The 17,510-nt window shown below is 67.7% G+C and carries 18 protein-coding genes and 1 tRNA gene; 10 read left to right on the top strand and 9 right to left on the bottom strand.

What is annotated here, in order from left to right; all coding sequences use genetic code 11:
- Positions 1-5 precede the first annotated feature (5 nt).
- The 5 genes from urtE to urtA form a co-directional block, all read right to left on the bottom strand.
- On the bottom strand, positions 6-686 hold the full coding sequence (urtE, locus tag JNB61_RS01695; protein ID WP_220287550.1) for an urea ABC transporter ATP-binding subunit UrtE: 681 nt from the start codon (positions 684-686) through the stop codon (positions 6-8).
- Positions 686-1,507 carry an ABC transporter ATP-binding protein gene (locus tag JNB61_RS01690; RefSeq protein ID WP_220338572.1) on the bottom strand — a complete coding sequence of 274 codons (822 nt, stop codon included), beginning with the start codon at positions 1,505-1,507 and terminating at the stop codon, positions 686-688. Before JNB61_RS01690 ends, urtE begins: the two co-directional genes overlap by 1 nt.
- On the bottom strand, positions 1,504-2,595 hold the full coding sequence (urtC, locus tag JNB61_RS01685) for an urea ABC transporter permease subunit UrtC (protein ID WP_220338571.1): 1,092 nt from the start codon (positions 2,593-2,595) through the stop codon (positions 1,504-1,506). The genes JNB61_RS01690 and urtC overlap by 4 nt, the downstream gene beginning before the upstream one ends.
- On the bottom strand, positions 2,592-3,476 hold the full coding sequence (gene urtB / locus JNB61_RS01680) for an urea ABC transporter permease subunit UrtB (protein WP_220287544.1): 885 nt from the start codon (positions 3,474-3,476) through the stop codon (positions 2,592-2,594). The genes urtC and urtB overlap by 4 nt, the downstream gene beginning before the upstream one ends.
- Before the next feature lie 116 nt (positions 3,477-3,592).
- Positions 3,593-4,894 carry an urea ABC transporter substrate-binding protein gene (gene urtA / locus JNB61_RS01675; RefSeq protein WP_220287542.1) on the bottom strand — a complete coding sequence of 434 codons (1,302 nt, stop codon included), beginning with the start codon at positions 4,892-4,894 and terminating at the stop codon, positions 3,593-3,595.
- Positions 4,895-5,165: 271 nt separating this feature from the next.
- On the opposite strand from urtA, the gene JNB61_RS01670 reads away from it, so the two are divergent.
- The 7 genes from JNB61_RS01670 (at position 5,166) to JNB61_RS01640 (ending at position 10,762) form a co-directional block, all read left to right on the top strand.
- Positions 5,166-5,468, top strand: coding sequence for an urease subunit gamma (locus JNB61_RS01670; protein WP_159843995.1), 303 nt, complete (start codon positions 5,166-5,168; stop codon positions 5,466-5,468).
- A 9-nt stretch (positions 5,469-5,477) separates the two neighbouring features.
- Complete coding sequence (ureB, locus tag JNB61_RS01665) at positions 5,478-5,813, top strand: urease subunit beta (protein ID WP_220338570.1); 336 nt, start codon at positions 5,478-5,480, stop codon at positions 5,811-5,813.
- Positions 5,813-7,516, top strand: coding sequence for an urease subunit alpha (locus JNB61_RS01660; RefSeq protein ID WP_220338569.1), 1,704 nt, complete (start codon positions 5,813-5,815; stop codon positions 7,514-7,516). The genes ureB and JNB61_RS01660 overlap by 1 nt, the downstream gene beginning before the upstream one ends.
- On the top strand, positions 7,516-8,190 hold the full coding sequence (locus JNB61_RS01655) for an urease accessory protein UreF (protein ID WP_220338568.1): 675 nt from the start codon (positions 7,516-7,518) through the stop codon (positions 8,188-8,190). The genes JNB61_RS01660 and JNB61_RS01655 overlap by 1 nt, the downstream gene beginning before the upstream one ends.
- On the top strand, positions 8,183-8,965 hold the full coding sequence (gene ureG / locus JNB61_RS01650) for an urease accessory protein UreG (RefSeq protein ID WP_159843988.1): 783 nt from the start codon (positions 8,183-8,185) through the stop codon (positions 8,963-8,965). Before JNB61_RS01655 ends, ureG begins: the two co-directional genes overlap by 8 nt.
- Positions 8,962-9,693 carry an urease accessory protein UreD gene (locus JNB61_RS01645; protein ID WP_220338567.1) on the top strand — a complete coding sequence of 244 codons (732 nt, stop codon included), beginning with the start codon at positions 8,962-8,964 and terminating at the stop codon, positions 9,691-9,693. Before ureG ends, JNB61_RS01645 begins: the two co-directional genes overlap by 4 nt.
- A 61-nt stretch (positions 9,694-9,754) precedes the next feature.
- Positions 9,755-10,762, top strand: coding sequence for a HoxN/HupN/NixA family nickel/cobalt transporter (locus JNB61_RS01640; protein WP_220338566.1), 1,008 nt, complete (start codon positions 9,755-9,757; stop codon positions 10,760-10,762).
- 11 nt (positions 10,763-10,773) lie between these two features.
- On the opposite strand, the gene JNB61_RS01635 is transcribed toward JNB61_RS01640, so the two are convergent.
- Positions 10,774-11,064, bottom strand: coding sequence for a hypothetical protein (locus JNB61_RS01635; RefSeq protein WP_220287532.1), 291 nt, complete (start codon positions 11,062-11,064; stop codon positions 10,774-10,776).
- Between the two features lie 106 nt (positions 11,065-11,170).
- Positions 11,171-11,446 carry a hypothetical protein gene (locus JNB61_RS01630; protein ID WP_220338565.1) on the bottom strand — a complete coding sequence of 92 codons (276 nt, stop codon included), beginning with the start codon at positions 11,444-11,446 and terminating at the stop codon, positions 11,171-11,173.
- Positions 11,447-11,583: 137 nt separating this feature from the next.
- Between JNB61_RS01630 and JNB61_RS01625 the strand changes: the two genes are divergently transcribed.
- The 3 genes from JNB61_RS01625 to JNB61_RS01615 all read left to right on the top strand — a co-directional run bounded on the left by JNB61_RS01625 (position 11,584) and on the right by JNB61_RS01615 (position 15,498).
- Positions 11,584-11,859: a MerR family transcriptional regulator gene (locus tag JNB61_RS01625; protein WP_220287530.1), complete on the top strand. Its 276-nt coding sequence runs from the start codon at positions 11,584-11,586 to the stop codon at positions 11,857-11,859.
- Between the two features lie 501 nt (positions 11,860-12,360).
- On the top strand, positions 12,361-14,307 hold the full coding sequence (locus tag JNB61_RS01620; RefSeq protein ID WP_220338564.1) for an alpha/beta hydrolase-fold protein: 1,947 nt from the start codon (positions 12,361-12,363) through the stop codon (positions 14,305-14,307).
- 138 nt (positions 14,308-14,445) lie between these two features.
- Entirely contained in the window at positions 14,446-15,498 is a 1,053-nt protein-coding gene (locus JNB61_RS01615) for a LacI family DNA-binding transcriptional regulator (RefSeq protein WP_220287527.1), read from the top strand.
- A gap of 31 nt (positions 15,499-15,529) precedes the next feature.
- Here the strand turns inward: JNB61_RS01615 and JNB61_RS01610 are convergent, their stop codons facing one another.
- Together JNB61_RS01610 and JNB61_RS01605 are read right to left on the bottom strand one after the other, a co-directional pair.
- On the bottom strand, positions 15,530-17,245 hold the full coding sequence (locus tag JNB61_RS01610) for an alkaline phosphatase D family protein (RefSeq protein ID WP_220338563.1): 1,716 nt from the start codon (positions 17,243-17,245) through the stop codon (positions 15,530-15,532).
- 150 nt (positions 17,246-17,395) lie between these two features.
- Positions 17,396-17,471 (bottom strand) — tRNA-Ala (locus JNB61_RS01605).
- Between the last annotated feature and the right edge of the window lie 39 nt (positions 17,472-17,510).

The following is a 17,510-nucleotide window of genomic DNA, read 5'->3' as shown; positions in this document are numbered from 1 at the left end:
CTGATTCAGATCGCCATCGCGCCGCGGACGGTGTCGATGGCCGCGCTGCCCCCCTCGCCGGTGATCGTGATCCGGCCGGACTGCAGCACGTAGAACGTGTGCGTGGACCGCAGCGCGAAGCCGACATGCTGTTCGACGAGCAGAACGGAGAGGTCGCCGCGGCGGGTGAGATCGATGATGACCCGTTCGATGTCGGCGACGATGTTCGGCTGGATGCCCTCGGTCGGCTCGTCGAGCACGAGGATCCTGGGCTTGGTCAGCAGCGTGCGGGCGATCGCGAGCTGCTGACGTTGACCTCCGGAGAGCAGCCCCGCACGCCGGCCCAACAACTCCTTGAGCACAGGGAAGAGGTCGAAGACCTCGTCGATGTCGGACTGTCGCCTGGCGACCAGCTGCAGGTTCTCGAGGGTCGTCATCTGCGGGAACGACTGCTGCCCCTGCGGGACGTACCCGAGTCCCCGCTGCACGCGTTTGGAGGGCGGCATCCGTGTGACGTCCTCACCGTCGATGAGCACCTGACCGCTCATCACCGGAATCAGCCCCGTGGCGACCCGCAACAGCGTCGTCTTGCCGGCGCCGTTGTGCCCCATGACCGAGACCGCTCGCGCAGTGGGGATCTCGACGGTGACGTCGTGGAGCACCTTGGTGCGGCCGTAACCGGCGGTGACACCCTTGATCTCGAGCATCAGTGTTCGCCCTTTCCCTCGACAGCGGCGTCCGCGGCTGAGCCGAGGTAGACCTCCTGGACCCGCTTGTCGGCCTGCACCTGCTCGACCGTTCCCGCCGTGAGCAGCTTGCCCATGTGCATGACGGTCACCCATTCGGCGTAGTTGCGCACGAAGTCCATGTCGTGCTCGATCACGATGATCGTCCGCTCGTCGCCGATGCGGCGCAGCAGCCGTCCGGTCTCGTCCCGCTCATCGGCGTTCATGCCGGCGACGGGCTCGTCGAGGAACATCACCTTCGCGTCCTGCACGAGCAGCATGCCGATCTCGAGCCATTGCTTCTGTCCGTGCGCGAGGGTTCCGGCAGGCTTTTCGCGCTGCTCGGTGAGCCCGATCGTCTCGAGCGCCTCCTCGACGTACGAGGGCACACCGCGCCGCGCGAGCGGCAGCCGCCACGCCTTGCGGTGCAGCCCGCCGGCGATGTCCAGATTCTGCAGCACCGAGAGCTCGTCGAAGACGGTCGCGGTCTGGAACGTGCGCCCCACCCCCGCCCGGATGATCTTGTTCGTCTTCATCGACAGCAGGTCCATGCCGTCGTACATCGCCGTGCCAGTCGCCGGGACGAGCCCTGTCAGCGCATCGACGAGTGTGGTCTTGCCGGCGCCGTTCGGCCCGATCAGGAAGTGCACCTGCCCCTTGAGCATGAGCAGGCTCACGTCGTCCACGGCCGTGAACTCATCGAAGGTCACCGTGAGGTTCGACACCTTCACGGATGTCTCGGCATCCGGAGTCAGCGTCTCCCCCGTGCCTGCGGGGGACGTCGTCGGATCGATCCCGCTCATGCTGCCAGCCTCCTGTCGGCCTTGGAGCGTCTGCCGGCTGTGGTCCGCACCGTCGTCCACATCCTGCTGACGAGCGAGGCGAGCCCGTTCGGGAGGAAGAGGGTCACGACGATGAACAGCAGGCCGAGGATGTAGATCCAGCCCTCCGGCCAGCTCGACGCGAGACTCGACTGACCCCAGCCGATCGCCATCGCGCCGAGCACGGGGCCGAACAGCGACGCGCGTCCGCCGAGTGCGACACCGGCGATGAACAGGATGGACGCGGAGGCGCCGATCTCCTGCGGAGTGATGATGCCGACGAGCGGGACGAACATCGCTCCGCCGATGCTCGCCATCACCGCGGCGATCACAAAGGCGACCAGCTTGGTGTTCGCCGGGTCGTATCCGAGGAACCGCACGCGGTCCTCCGCGTCGCGGGTGGCGAGCAGGAGCTCCCCGAACCGGCTGCGATACAGCTGCCACGACACGAGCATGCACACGATGAGCAGGCCCACCGTGATCATGTAGATCATGAGCTTGTTCGCGTCGTCGTCGAGCACGTAGCCGAAGAAGTACTTGAAGTCGCTCAGCCCGGTGTCGCCGCCGGTCTCCCGGATGGTCGAGCTGACGAGGACCGCCAGGGCGACGGCGAGTGCCTGCGTCAGGATCGCGAAGTACGCCCCCTTGACCCGGCGCTTGAAGAGCGCGTACCCGAGGACGCCGGCCACGATCACCGGCAGCAGCACGATCGCCAGCACCGTGAACCAGTCGCTGCGGAACGGCTCCCAGAACGCGGGCACCGCCGCGAGCGGGTCGTACAGGATCATGAAGGTGGGAGTCGCATCAGGGCCGGCGGTCTCCAGCGTGAGGTGCATCGCCATCGAATAGGCGCCGAGCGCGAAGAACACGCCCTGCCCCATGACCAGCATTCCGCCCCGGCCCCAGGCCAAGCCGATGCCGACCGCGACGATCGCCCAGGCGCTGTATTTGCCCAGGTTGCTGATCCAGTGCATCGAGAGCACGTTGGGGGACACCGCCAGCAGAAGCACCGCGAAGACCGCGATGCCGATGAGCGAGTACCACGGGTTGAGCTTCGTCAGCTTCTTCATGCCAGCCCCCTCGTGCGCACGGTGAACAGGCCCTGCGGGCGGACCTGCAGGAAGATCACGACCAGGACGAAGGCGAGCACCTGCGCGAGGCTTCCGCTCGTCCAGTCCGCGAAGAACGCCATCGCGACACCGATCACCCACGCGGCGATGATGGTGCCCTTGATCTGGCCGATTCCGCCGGCGACGACGACCAGGAAGGCGGGAATGATGTACTGCACACCCATCTGGGAGTTCGTGCCGCCGATGAGGGAGGCGGCGACTCCCGCGACGCCGGCCAGACCCGACCCGACGAAGAAGGTGATGCGGTCGACGTTGCGCGTGCGGACCCCCACCGTCTCGGCGAGATCACGGTTCTGCACCGTCGCCCGGATCCGGCGGCCGAAGGACGTGTATTTGAGCCACGCCGCGAGAGCGCCGACGCACACCCCTGCGAGCAGGATCGTGAACGCCTGGCGGTAGGGCCACGCGTACCCGAAGATGTCGATCTGGCCCTGGAGCCACCCGGGGTTCTCCACCGGAACGCCCTGGGCGGGGAAGATCTGCAGCGCGACCTGCTGCAGGATCAGCGAGACGCCGACCGTGGCGAGCAGCGTGTCGAGGGGTCTGCGGTACATCCACTGGATGATGCTCACCTCGAGCAGCAGTCCCAGCAGGCCCGCCACCACGAACGCGGCCGGGAGCGCCACGGGGATCGAGATGTCGCTGGAGGGGATCACGAGCTGGGTCAGGTAGGTCACGAAGGCGCCGACCATGATGAACTCGCCGAGCGCCATGTTGATCACCCCCATCTGACCGAAGATGAGCGTGAGCCCGAGGGCTGCCAGCAGCAGCAGCGCACCCACGGCGCTGCCGTTGAGCAGCGGTGGTATCAATGCGTCCATGTGCGATCACTCCCTTCTCTGCGAATGGGTTCCGTGCGCGCGCACGGAGCCGGATGGGATGGGATGCTGAGGCCCCGAGCCGCGCCTGCGGCACGGGGCCTCAGCATCCGTGAGAGTCAGCCCGCGGCAGCGACCAGCGAGTCGCGCACGTTCGCGGGGAACCAGTCGTACTCGTAGAGGTACGGGTCGGGCTCGATGAACGCGTCGGACTCCCACACGATGTCGAACTGGTTCTCGGCGTTGATCTTGCCGATGTGGCCGGGCTTGGAGATGTGGTGGTTCTCGCCGTCGAGCGTGACGACGCCCTCGGGCGCGTCGACGGTGATCTCGTTCTCGGCAGCAGCCGCGTTGATCGCGTCGACGTCGAAGGATCCGGCCGCTTCGACGAGAGCCTTGTAGAGGTACATCGAGATGTACGCGGCCTCCATCGGGTCGCTGGTCACGCCGCTCGAGCCGGGGTAGGCCTTCCACGCCTCGATGAAGGCGGGGTTGTTCGGGGTGTCGAGCGACTGGAAGTAGTTCCACGACGCGTAGTTGCCCGTCACCTCGTGGCCCATCGCCGGGGCTTCCTCCTCGGCGATCGACACCGAGATGATCGGCGTCGTGTCGGGCGTCAGGCCGGCGTCGTAGTAGGCCTTGATGAAGCCGACGTTGGACGACCCGTTGATGGTGTTGAAGATGAAGTCGGGGTCGGCCTCGGCGATCTTCGCCACCTGGGTGGTCCAGTCGTCCTTGTCGAGCGGCACGTACTCCTCGCCGACGATCTCGATGCCGAGCTCCTCGGCGTAGAGCTTGATGATCGCGTTGGCGGTGCGCGGGAAGACGTAGTCGGATCCGGCGAGGAACAGCGTCTTCACGCCCTGCGAGGCGAGGAAGTCCATCGCCGGGATGATCTGCTGGTTGGTCGTCGCGCCGGTGTAGTAGATGTTGGGCGAGGACTCGAGGCCCTCGTACTGCACCGGGTAGAAGAACAGTCCGTTGTGCTCCTCGACGACGGGCTTGACCGCCTTGCGGGAGGACGAGGTCCAGCCGCCGAAGATCGCGGCGACGCAGTCCTGAGTGAGCAGCTTCTCGGTCTTCTCCGCGAACGTCGGCCAGTCGGTGGCGCCGTCCTCCTGGATGTACTCGATCTGCTTGCCGAGAATGCCGCCGTCGGCGTTGATCTCATCGGCGGCCATGTGCAGGACGTTCGACACCGTCTTCTCGGAGATCGCCATGCCGCCGGTGAGCGAGTTGAGGAAGCCGAGCTTGATGGTGTCGCCGGATGTGTCGACGCAGCTCTCGGCGGCCGCGGCCGATTCCGTGGGGGCGGCGTCGCCGGCGCGGCTGCCGCAGCCGGAGAGGACCAGGGCGGCGCTGGTGGCGAGTGCCCCCGCGGCCAGGATCGCCCGGAGGCGCTTCCTGTGGGTGGTGATCATGCTGTGCTCCGTTTCAAGGGTGATGCGGTGCGTTTCGGGTGTGATGCGGTGGGGTGCTAACCGAGCGCACGGGCGCTTCAGGTGGGACCAACGATGGAACCGCGGCATTACATTGCCATTGCTCGAACGTATCGAGCATGTAAACAGTCGCCCGGCCCATGCCTCTCTTTGCCTTGATTTTCCGGCAATTTCGGCGTCCTACGCGCGCGCGGAAGAACATCATCCCTTCAACTCAGTGGCAGACTTCTGACATCGACGAGAGGGGGCTCGCATGCACCTGTCACCCGCAGACACGGAGAAGCTGTTGCTCGCGGTGGCGGGCATGGTGGCGCGCGACCGGAGGGAGCGCGGCGTCAAGCTCAACCATCCGGAGGCAGTCGCGCTGCTGTCCACCTGGGTCATCGAGCGCGCCCGCGACGGCGCGGAGGTGGCTCAGCTGATGACCGAGGGGCGCACCGTGCTGAGACGTGAAGACGTGATGGACGGCGTCGCCGACATGCTCGCCGACGTACAGGTCGAGGCGACTTTCCCCGACGGGCGCAAGCTCGTCACCCTCCACCACCCGATCGACTGAGGAGCTGCCATGGCATCAGGTACAGCATCCGGCCCCGGCGCCGTCCGCGTCAGGCCCGGATGGATCGAGCTGAACGCGGATCGCGCCGATGACGAGCGGCTGGAGCTCGTGATCCTCAACACGGGCGACCGGCCGGTGCAGATCGGCTCGCACATCCACCTGCCCGACGTGAACGCGGCGCTCGAGTTCGATCGCTCGGCGGCTGCCGGTTTCCGCCTGGACATCCCCTCGGGTACATCCGAGCGATTCGAGCCCGGGGTGTCCAAGCGCGTCGCCGCAGTCTCACTGCGCGGAAGCCGACGTGTTGCAGGCATCCGGATCCGCTCGACGGAGGAGATCCGCTGATGGTGCGCATCGACCGCGAGCGATACGCGCGGATCTACGGGCCGACGACGGGAGACCAGGTCCGCCTCGGCGACACCGACCTGTGGATCGAGCTCGAGGACGACCTCACCGTCGGTGGCGAGGAGGCGGTGTTCGGCGGAGGCAAGTCGATCCGCGAGTCGATGGCGCAGAGCATCGTTTCGCGCGCCGACGGGGCACTCGACACGGTCATCACCAACGCGGTGATCCTCGACTGGTGGGGAGTCGTACGCGCGGATGTCGGAATCCGGGACGGCCGCATCGTCGGCATCGGGAGGGCGGGCAACCCCGACATCGCCGACGGCGTCGACCCGCGGCTCGTCATCGGCCCCTCCACCGATGTGATCTCGGGCGAGGGGAAGATCCTCACCGCCGGCGCCATCGACTCCCACGTGCACCTGCTCTCCCCGTCGCAGATCCACGAGGCGCTCGCGGCCGGCATCACGACGATCGTGGGCGGCGGAACGGGTCCATCGGAGGGGTCGAAGGCGACGACGGTGACGCCCGGTGCGTGGCACCTCGAGCACATGCACCGCTCGCTCGATCGGCTTCCGGTGAACGTCCTGCTGCTCGGGAAGGGCAACACGGTGTCGGCGGCGGCCTTCGAAGAGCAGGTTCTGGCCGGCGCGGCCGGCTACAAGGTCCACGAGGACTGGGGCTCCACCCCCGCCGCGATCGACGCCAGCCTCCGTGCCGCCGAGGAGTGGGGCCTGCAGGTCGCGCTGCACAGCGATTCCCTGAACGAGGCCGGGTTCGTCGAGTCGAGCATCGCGGCGATGGCGGGACGCAGCATCCACGCCTTCCATGTCGAGGGAGCCGGCGGTGGGCACGCTCCCGACATCCTGTCGATCGCGAGCCTGCCCTACGTCATCCCGGGGTCGACGAACCCGACGCTGCCGCACACGGTGAACACGGTGGCCGAGCACCTCGACATGCTGATGGTCTGCCATCACCTCAACCCCGGCGTTCCCGAGGATCTCGCGTTCGCGGAGTCCCGCATCCGGGCCACGACGATCGCCGCGGAAGACATCCTCCACGACATGGGCGCGATCTCGATCACCTCTTCCGACGCCCAGGCGATGGGCCGCATCGGAGAGGTGGTCACGCGCACGTGGCAGGTCGCGCATGTCATGAAGGCCCGCCGCGGTCCGCTCGGAAACGGCCTTCCGGCCGACAACGAGCGAGCGCGCCGGTACGTGGCCAAGTACACCGTCAACCCGGCGATCGCTCACGGCATCGACGCTGAGGTCGGCTCGGTCGAGGTCGGAAAGCTCGCCGACCTCGTCCTGTGGGATCCGCGCTTCTTCGGGTTCCGCCCGAGCGTCGTCGTGAAGGGCGGCGGGCTGGTGTGGGGGGCGCTCGGGGATCCGAACGCCTCGATCCCGACACCGCAGCCGGTGCTGATGCGCCCCTCGTTCGCGGACGCGATCGGCGGTTCCCTCTCGGTCTCGTTCGTCGCGCCCGCGGCCCTGGATGCCGGCCTCGAGGAGCGCCTGGGGCTCACGCGCCGCCTGCTGCCGCTGCGCTCGACGCGCGACATCGGCAAAGCCGACATGCGCAACAACGACGCGCTCCCCCGCATCGACATCCGCCCCGACACGTTCGACATCTCGATCGACGGCGACCGCGTGGAGCCGGCTCCGGCCGCCCGCCTGCCCCTGGCCCAGCTCTACCAGCTCTTCTGATGCCGCCCCTCGCCGCTTCCACCGCCGCACTGCTGCTGGCCGACGCGCGGCTGCCTTCGGGTGGTCACGCGCATTCGGCGGGAGTCGAGCCCGCGGTGACGGCAGGGGTGGATGCTGGGCACCTGGGTGCGTTCCTGCACGGCAGGGCCGCGAGGACGACCCTCGTCGAAGCGGGCACCGCCGTCGCCGCGCGGTCCGCCCGCCTCTCGGGCGGCGATCTCGACACCGTCGAGGCCGCGTGGGCCGCGCGCACCCCGAGCCGAGCCCTGCGGGACGCCGCACGCGTGCTCGCGCGAGGGTACCTGCGCGTGGGCGGCACGCTGCTCCCGGGCGACGAGGTCATCGCCGCGTGGCGGGAGCGCCCGGTGCCGCCGCCACGTCCTTGCGTGCTCGGCGTGATCGCTGCCGGGCTCGACGTGCCCGCGCTCGAACTGGCGCGGCTCGTCGTCTACGAAGACATGCAGGCGGCGGCGGCCGCCATCCTCAAGCTCGAGCCGCGCGATCCGCTCGACCTCGTGTCGCTCGTGGTCGAGCTGTGCAGCGGCGTCGAGGACCGCCTGCCCGCGATCGCCGCGATCACCGACCCCGCCGACATCCCCGCACTCACCGCACCACAATCCGAAGCGTGGGCCGAGGCCCACGCGCGATCCACCAGGAGGCTCTTCCGTGCCTGAATCCGCAGCATCCCGCGCCCTTCGTCTCGGCGTCGCCGGCCCCGTCGGCACCGGCAAGTCATCGCTCATCGCGACGATCTGCCGCGCCCTCGCCGACGAGATCCGCATCGGCGTCATCACCAACGACATCTACACGGACGAGGATGCTCGCTTCCTCCGCTCCGCGGGTGTGCTCGAGCCCGAGCGCATCGTCGCGGTCGAGACCGGCGCGTGCCCGCACACCGCGATCCGCGACGACGTCACCGCCAACCTCCTTGCCGCCGAAGACCTCGAACGCGCGTTCGCGCCGCTGGACATGGTCGTGATCGAGTCCGGCGGCGACAACCTCACCGCCACCTTCTCGCCCGCCTTGGTCGACGCGCAGATCTTCGTGCTCGACGTCGCCGGCGGCGGCGACGTCGCCCGCAAGGGCGGACCCGGCATCGGCCGCGCCGACCTCCTGGTCGTCAACAAGACCGACCTCGCCCCCTACGTCGGCGTGGACGTCCCGCAGATGGTCGCCGATGCGACCGCGGCACGCGACGACCGACCGGTGCTCGCCCTCTCACGCACCGACGCCGCGTCGGTCGCCGCGCTGCGCGCGTGGGTGCTCACCGTGCTCGCCGCGCACCGCGCCGGCTCTCACATCCCGCAGGACCCGGGTCCGATGGCACCGCACTTCCACGCCGACGAGGACGGGACGGGTTTCCTCCACACGCACGAGGACGGCGCGGCACCGCACGCGCATGCGACCGGCGACGCCGAGCACAGCCACGCCGATCACGTGCACCCGTGAAGCCCACCGTCGTCGACATCTCGCCCCGGGGCGACGCCGTCTCGTTCGCACTGGGGGGTGAACTCGTCGTGCCGCGGCTGGTGCGGCGACAGGGACGGTTCGTCGAGGTGGCACTGGTCGCTGGACGCGCCATGCTGCTTCCCGGCGATGACGTGCGGATCGAGATCGCCGTCGGCGCGGGATGCACTCTCCGCCTCGTCGACATCGGCGGTCTCGTCGTCTACGGGCGTGCTGCGGAGGTGGGCGAAGCGTCGCAGTGGCACGCCCGGGTGGACCTCGAGGCCGGCGCACACCTCGCCTGGGACGGTCTTCCGACCGTGATCACGGATGCCGGCTCCCTCACGCGTTCCCTGACCATCACGCTCGCCCCCGGTTCGTCGGCATTCCTGCGCGAGACCCTCGTCCTCGGCCGTACCGGGGAGCGCGGAGGCCGGCTCAGGGCGGACACGGACGTCTCCGACGCGATCGGCCCGCTCGTGAGAGAGACCCTCGAGGTACGGGGCGACTCCCCGGTCCCCGGCATCCTCGGCGCGAATCGGGTGATGGACAGCGTCATCGCCGTCGGCGACCAGGCATGTGTCGCCGACGTCCCGGGTGCGACCCGGCTCGAGCTCGACCGAGGAGGAACGGTGGTGCGCTACCTCGGCGATGCCGCCCACGACAGCCCACTGGGCGGACTCGTCAGCGGCGCAGCTCGGCACGACCGGGAGCCCGCGCGTGTCGTATGACGCGCGGCCCCGCGCGGCCGCAGGACCCGCCGCCACCGAATCGGGCAGGAACGGAGCATCCATGAAGCAAATGACACCGACAGCACGCCGGGTGCTGATCGTCGCGGGTGCGCTCCTGATCGTCAGTTGGGCGCTGTTCGCGACAGTGGTGCTGCCGGGCGGGTATCAGGCCGGCACATCCACCTTCGGCGTGGGGCTTGCCGTCACCGCCTTCGTCCTCGGCATGCGCCATGCGTTCGACGCCGACCACATCGCCGCCATCGACAACACCAGCCGCAAGCTGGTGGACGACGGGAAGGACCCCTCGAGCGTCGGCCTGTGGTTCGCGCTGGGACATTCCACGGTGGTTCTGGCCGCCGTCGGCCTCGTGACGGCCGGCGTCGGAGCCCTCACCTCCCAGATCGGCGCGGAGGATTCCCCCCTGGCCCTCTTCACCGGGGTGTGGGGCCCGACGGTGTCGAGCGTCTTCCTCCTCTCCATGGCGACGGCGAACCTCGTCATCCTGGTCCGCGTTCTCCGTCGGGCACGCGCGGGCGGCTCCAGCGGGGTGAGGCCACTGCGTGGCGGCGCCGTGTCTCTGGTGATCACACGCGCCGCCGCCACGCTGGATGCCCCGTGGAAGATGTTCGTCGTCGGCGTGCTGTTCGGGCTCGGGTTCGACACCGCATCCACCATCACGCTGCTTCTGATCGCCGGCGGGGCGGGCGTCGTCATGCCGTGGTACGCCGCCATTGTTCTGCCGCTGCTGTTCACGGCGGGGATGGTGACGTGCGACGGCATCAACAGCATCAGCACGGCGAGGCTCTATCGGTGGTCGGCGGATAGCCCCGAGCGGCGGAGCCGCTACAACGCCGCACTCATCCTTCTCTCGGTCGGCGTCGCGTTCATCGTCGGCACAGTCGGCTTGTGCGGTGTGCTGGTGGACTCCGCGGGAGTCCGGTGGGCGCCCGTGGAGGCCGTCGCCGCGACGAACCTCGACTCCTTCGGGCTGATCATCGCGGCAATGCTTCTCATCGGGTGGCTCACGAGCTGGATCTTCGCCCGCTCACGCCACGAGGTCACGGCGTGACCTCGTGGCCGCTAGACGGCCACCGCCAGGCTCGTCGTCGGCGGCCGGTGCGGGATCGGGATCGGCTTCGTCCTGTTCGGCGTGAGGGCGACCACATCCTCCAGCACGGAGTGGATCGAGTGATACCAGCGGTCAAGGGGAAGCCCCCGCACCCACGTCACTTCGTACTCGTCGGGGTCGGCCTGCCAAATGTGGGCGATCACTCGGCGGGGATCGCTCTCGTCGTACGCGAGATCGTGAAGCACCCACTCCAGATCGCTGAGCTGCTTCGCCTCGAATCTAGGCTGGGGACCGAAATCCATGATGGCTCCATTCGTTTCCGCGCGTGGTGCTGGCCGCGGAGGTTGCGACCAGCACCACGGGGTGGCCCAGGCATCGATCGTCGAAGCCCTGGGCCTCATTGAATCTTCAGACCTGCGGGCTGGTCTTCTGCGGCGGAGGCGAACGGACCCGGGCACGAGGAATGCCCCGGTCAGCGGCCGGGATGGACAGGAGCGTCGGCGCAGCGGCACGGACGATGGCGGTGTGCGCCGGCAATGCGATCGATGACGTCGCCCTCCGCTCGGCGAACGACCGCCGGACGATGCGGAAGAACTCCTCGTCGAACCATCGCTGGTCGGCGCAGACGCCACCTTCCGATCCGTGCGTATACGGCACTTCGGCGCGCGCCGCAACGAGCATCATCGAGGACCACCTCTTCTCCGCTGAACCCGAGAACTGAAGCCGTCACACTGGCACGCATATAATCTGCGACTCGTGTTGTAGATTTGTTGTAACTCACGTCGAATCGCGCTGCAACGCCCTCACAGGAAACTCTCAGAATGCCCGACCGCGACTCCTCGACCCCGCTCTATGGCATCGCTGTGGCCGCAGACCTGCTCGGCGTGCCGGAGGCCAGCCTGCGACTCTTCGAGAGCAAGGGGCTGCTCACCCCCTCACGAACTCAGGGCGGTACTCGGCGCTACAGCGACGACGATCTCGCACGTCTTCAGCGCATCACAGCGCTGCGTGCCGAAGGGGTCAACCTCGAGGGCGTGCTTCGTGTGCTCGAGCTCCAGGATGAGAACCAGGCACTGAGGGACGAGCTCGGGGGCTGATCCGCCTGCCCGGGGTTGCCGCGCGCCTGCCCGGAACAACTGATCTCTGCCGATCGGAACGACACGGTTCGGCAGCTTCGGATCGCCGATTCGGTATTGCAACGTTGTAGTACACCGGTGTAATTTCGGCGGTACTACACCGGTGTACTACCTGAGAGCCAGCCACAGACGGCTGCTCTCCGGAAGCGTGCGCCGAGCGGCGGTTGCGGGTTGCCGCTGCGTCCTTCGAAGAAAGGCTGTTCAATGAAGAATGAATCCGAGGTTGGGTGGCTGCGCGGCCTGCGAGCTCGCGCAGCGACCGGACTGGTACTCGCTGCATCGCTCGTAGCACTGACGGCGGCCCCAGCCTCAGCCGCTCCTGATCCGTGGGAGTCGCAATCCGGGATCTATCACCGCTTCACGGTCCCCAAATCGAGCGTTCCCTCGAATGCGTGCGGCAATTCGACCGGTGCCGGCGCGGAGATCGAGGGAAACTTCGGACCATCGAACACATGGGCGAGGATGGGGCTCGACGCGAGCGGCTCGAACTGCGCCGCGAACATCGGGCCGCTCCAGCCCGGCCTGTACTACTACCAGTACGTCGCCACGATGGCCGACCGATCGAGGGTCGCCTTCCGCAACCCCGACACCCCTGTCGAGGTCACGTCGCACCCCGACTGGAACACGCTCTTCATCCCCGGACCCGAGGTCGCCTGGATGGACGACGTCACCACGGGCGGCGGGGCGGTGGCCGAACTCACCTACCAGTCGCCCGTGACACAGTCCGAGCGGTCGGTGGCGGTGTGGACCCCGCCGGGGTACACCGCCAAGCCTGCCAAGGCGCTGCCGGTGCTGTACCTGCTCTCCGACGAGGGTCAGTCCTTCCGCGAGTGGCTCGAGCTCGGTCGTGCGCGCCAGATCCTCGACAACCTCGCTGTGAACGGCGACCTCTCGTCGATGGTCGTGGTGATGGCCGACGCCGGTGACACGAGCTCCGGGGCCGAGCTCCTGGACGGGATCGTGCCCGCCGTGACGGCGGCATACAACGTCTCGAGCAAGGTGAAGGAGAACGCGATCGCCGGAATCGGGCGAGGCGCGTCGCAGGCGCTGGAACTCGCGGCCGATCAGCCCGGCGTGTTCGGTTCAGTCGGGTCGCTCTCGGGCTACCTGTCCGACACCACCGCCGTCACTGCGGACCTGGCTCGCAAGATCAACGCCAAGACAGATCTGCTGCGCTTCTACGTCGGCAACACGCTCGATCCGAACTACAACGGCACCTACGAGGCGATGACCGCGCTCCAGCAGGCGGGCGTCCGGCTGGAGTTCGACGGCGTGCATCCCGAGACCGGTGGGGTCTGGGACACCTGGCGTGAGAACCTGCGCGACTTCGCGTCGCGGGCCTTCAAGCCGAGCGTCAAGGACCACGGCCCCAGCGAGGGTCACCGACAGCTGACCGAGCCCTACACCGCGCCGGCAGCGGGGAGCATCACCACCCCGAGCATCGACGAGAACGGCATGGTCACGTTCGAAACCGGCACCCAGTGGGCGAACGCCAAGGACGTCGTGCTGTGGGGCGACTGGGCCCCGAACGGTCAGTGGTTCCGCATCCCCCTCACGAAGGAGGGTGACCGGTGGCGCACCACGATCGGACCGATCGACGGGTACTACTACTGGCGCTACGAGGTGGACGGCGTCTCGTTCCACGATCCTCAGGACACGAAGAACGTGGTGAACGTGGAGAGCCAGCTGTTCGTCCCGGGTGGCGTGCGCACCCCGCTGCTGGCGGATGCCCCGGCCGACCAGACCGGAGAGCTCACGACGCTCAGTTACAACGGCGCCTTCGGAGCCTCGAAGCTCAAGGTGTGGACGCCGGTCGACTACGACCCGGACCGGGCCGAGCCCTACCCTGTGCTCTACCTGTACCACGGCTTCGGGCAGAATTACGCCGCCTGGACCGAAATCGGTCGAGCCAGCCAGATCCTCGACAACCTCTACGCGCAGGGAAAGATCAAGCCCATGGTCGTGGTGATGCCGGGCTACTCGGGCGCGCCCTTCGACATCTGGAACGAGCTGTCCGGCAACGTGATGCCGCTGGTGAAGTCCCAGTACAACGTGTCGGATGACCCGGCGAAGCGCGCGATGGCCGGTCTGTCGTGGGGCGGGTTCCTCACGCACGGCACGCTAGTGAACCACCCCGGTCAGTTCGCGCACTTCGGAATGTTCTCGCCGCCGTTCACCTCCGCGACGCTCGATCCGTCGACGCCGGGAGGCCAGACGGCCATCGCGACGACGAAGTCCGTCACGCTGTTCGCCGGCGACGTCGACACCGGTGCCGTCAACGCGATCAACGGCATCGAGTCCTCGATGAGTGCCAACGGGATCCCTGTGGTGAAGACGGTCGTTCCGGGACCGCACGGCTTCGATGTGTGGTGGCAGGGTCTCATCGACTTCCTGCCGCGGCTCTTCTAGCCGACCAAGGGGTGCGGGGGCGGCCATCGTCGGCCCCCGCACCTCTCTGTCTGGGCTTGTGTCCGCGTGGCTCGATCAGACTGCAGCGAGGCACCGCTGTAATACGCTGACCACTGACCCGACGAGAGGCGCAGAGCCGTGGCACGCAAGGCAAGCGGGTCCGCGACCATCCGTGATGTCGCGGAGCGCGCGGGAGTCTCGATCAAGACCGTCTCCAACGTGCTCAACGGCTACCCCTACATCAGGCCCGAGACCGACGAGCGCGTCCGCAACGCAATGCGGGAGCTGGATTATCACGTCAACGTCTCGGCGCGGAACCTCAGCCGTGGACGCACGGGAGTCATCGCGCTCGTGCTGCCCGCCCTCCGCGGCGCTTATTTCGCCGAGCTTGCCGACACCATCATGCGAGAGGCCGCCCGAGTGGGCCAGACCGTCTTCATCCAGCAGACCAACGACGAGCGAGACCGCGAACTGCGAGTCCTCGACGGCAGCTACCGCTCGATGGTCGACGGTGTCATCTACTCGCCGTTGGCGATCGGCCAGGAGGATGCCGCGCTCTTCGACGTCGACTTTCCGATGGTCCTGCTCGGCGAGCGCGTCTTCGACGTCGGTGTCGATCACGTGACGATGCACAACGTGGACGGCGCGAGGGCCGCGGCAGAACTCGTCATCGAACGCGGGGCGCGCAACATCGTGCCGCTCGGCGCGAAGGAGGACCAGTCGACGAGCAGCGGCACGCTGCGCATGCAGGGCTTCCGACAGGCCCTCGAGGCGCACGGACTCGGGATCGACCCCCGCGCGATTGTCGGGGTGCCCGACTACTTCCACGCCACCGGTGCCGCGGCGATGGCCGAAATCCTCGACCGCGGCGTCACGCCGGATGCCGTCGTCGCCTTCACCGACACCCTCGCCCTCGGCGCACTCTCGACCCTCAACAGCCGTGGTCTGCGGGTGCCGGACGACGTCCAGCTCATCGGGTTCGACAACATCGAAGAGACCCGATACTCCAGCCCTCCCCTGACGACGATCGATCTCGGCCGCGAGGCTGTCGCAGCCACCGCTGTCGCCCTCCTCGAGGAACGGATCCGCCTTCGGCGCGACGGCGTCGCGAAAGAGGAGCAGCCGCCGCCACGCAAGGTCGTCGTCGACTTCCGCCTGGTCGAACGGCAGTCGACACTGAGCCGACCGTAGGTGGCGGCGGCTTCGTGAACTCCGTCCGGCTTCACTCGCCAGATGTCCGGATGGATGCCTCGGAGGGATCTGCGGCCGAGGAGGACACTGTCGAGTGTCGCACGGCGGGCACGGTGATGGACGCGACTTGTTCAAGACGAGGGTGCAGCTCGTCGCCGTCCTCGACCACACCACGGTGCCAGGTCATGCGAAGTCCGTCGGATCCATCGCGCAGCAGCGCGAGGTTGTTGTCGAACCACGGACCCTTCACCGTCCTCCAACGGAAGGGCGGGTCGGGAACCTTCGCAGAATGCGCGGCCGCGGCACCCAGCGGCGTCGCCGCGCCATACGACATCACGACCGAGAACCAGCGCATGAAGCGGGGCAAGGGGTTGCGCATGGGTGAGCAGACCGCCTGCACGATGCGGCTGCCCTCCTGGCGCTCCACCTCGGCCAGGTACGAGAAGTGCACGTCACCGGAGAGGAAGGTCACCGTCTGCGGCGCCGCGCCACGCTCACCGTCTGCCAACTCCGTCGCGATATCGGCAACCGCCTGAAAGCTGTTCTGGAAGGCCGCCCAGTGTTCCAGGTCGAACGCCCGGCGCAGCCTCTCCCCGACCCACGCAGCAAGTCGGCCCCACGCGCCCTGTGCGATCGCCTCATCCCACGCCTCCACATGGTGCAGACCCAGCGGCAAGAGGAACGGGAGCGAGGTGGCGACCAGGACGTGGCGGAACCCGCCCTGCATACGGCTGTCGAACCACTCGAGCTCTCGACCGTTCAGCAGCCCCCGACTCGACGGAGTGAGGTCTCTCGAGACGCGTGAATCCAGGACGATCAGACGGGTGTCGTCGAAGTCACGTGAGTAGCTCCAGCGATAACTGTTCGGATGCTTGTCGCAGCGGTCGGCGAACTCATCCAACGCGGCCGTGAGATCGAGGGATGCGCCCTCGCGGCGCCTACTGATCTGCTGCCACATCTCGTCAGCGGCACGCTCCCGAGGAGACAGGTTGCCGAGGTGCTGGTACACCCAATACGACGCCAAACCGGCGACGATGCGCTCGTGCCACCAGGTGGTGGCTTCCATCTTCTGCTTCCAGTCGAGCGAGGCGTTCCAATCGTCGCGGATGTCATGGTCATCGAAGATCATGGCGCTGGGCACGCACGACAGCAGCCACCGATTCGCATCATCCGACCATGCCAGCCGGTAGAGGTGGGCGTATTCTTCGAAGTCCTTGAGCTCCTTGCCCGGTTCCTTCCGGATGTCGCGGCGGGCACGGATGAACGCCTGCATCTCCTTCGTGGTGGAATCGGCGTAGACCTGATCACCGAGGAAAATAAGCAGATCGGGTCGCGCCTCGCGGGCGTCCGCAACCGCGAGCGCGAATGCGCGCAATGAGTCCACGCCATGTGTCCGGTTGCCTGACTTGTCGTGGGCGACGCTGGTGCGGCACGAGCCGTAGGCGATCCGCGAGGGCCTCCCGGGTGCGCGCGTGGCGATCACTGGTGCGGGGTACCCGGATGCCGGCTCCGGCCAGACGAGAACCCCGTCGACCTGCACCTGGTAGGGCGAGACGCTACCGGGCTCGAGTCGGTCGACTTCGACGAGAGCGTAATGGTGGCCGTGCACCGTGAAGCTGCGGGCCTTCCACGATCGCCCGCCGACGTGGACGCTCACGAGACAGTCGGCTCTCGTCTCCACCCAGATGCTGGCCGACGTCTCATCGACGTACCGAAGCATCGGCCCCAACAGCAGCGGGGATCCCATGAACCCGTTCTACCGCGAACTGCGCCGCAGGTGCCAGACATGGGCTGTCGTGGCCGAGTAGGTGGACAGAGCTGAAATGACCTGCGAAGGAGTTCAGAAGATCACTGCCCGGGCTATCGGGAGAAGGAACCCGGACTTCACCGGGGATTTTGGTGGACCTGAGGGGACTCGAACCCCTGACCCCCTGCATGCCATGCAGGTGCGCTACCAGCTGCGCCACAGGCCCAGACGCTGTTCCCGCTCTCGCGGGGCAACTCGTCTAGCT

This window comes from Microbacterium ureisolvens, assembly GCF_019511645.1.
GTDB classification, from domain to species: Bacteria; Actinomycetota; Actinomycetes; order Actinomycetales; family Microbacteriaceae; genus Microbacterium; species Microbacterium ureisolvens_A.
The sequence above is the reverse complement of the archived record's forward strand: the minus strand, read 5'-3'. Positions and strand labels throughout refer to the sequence as shown.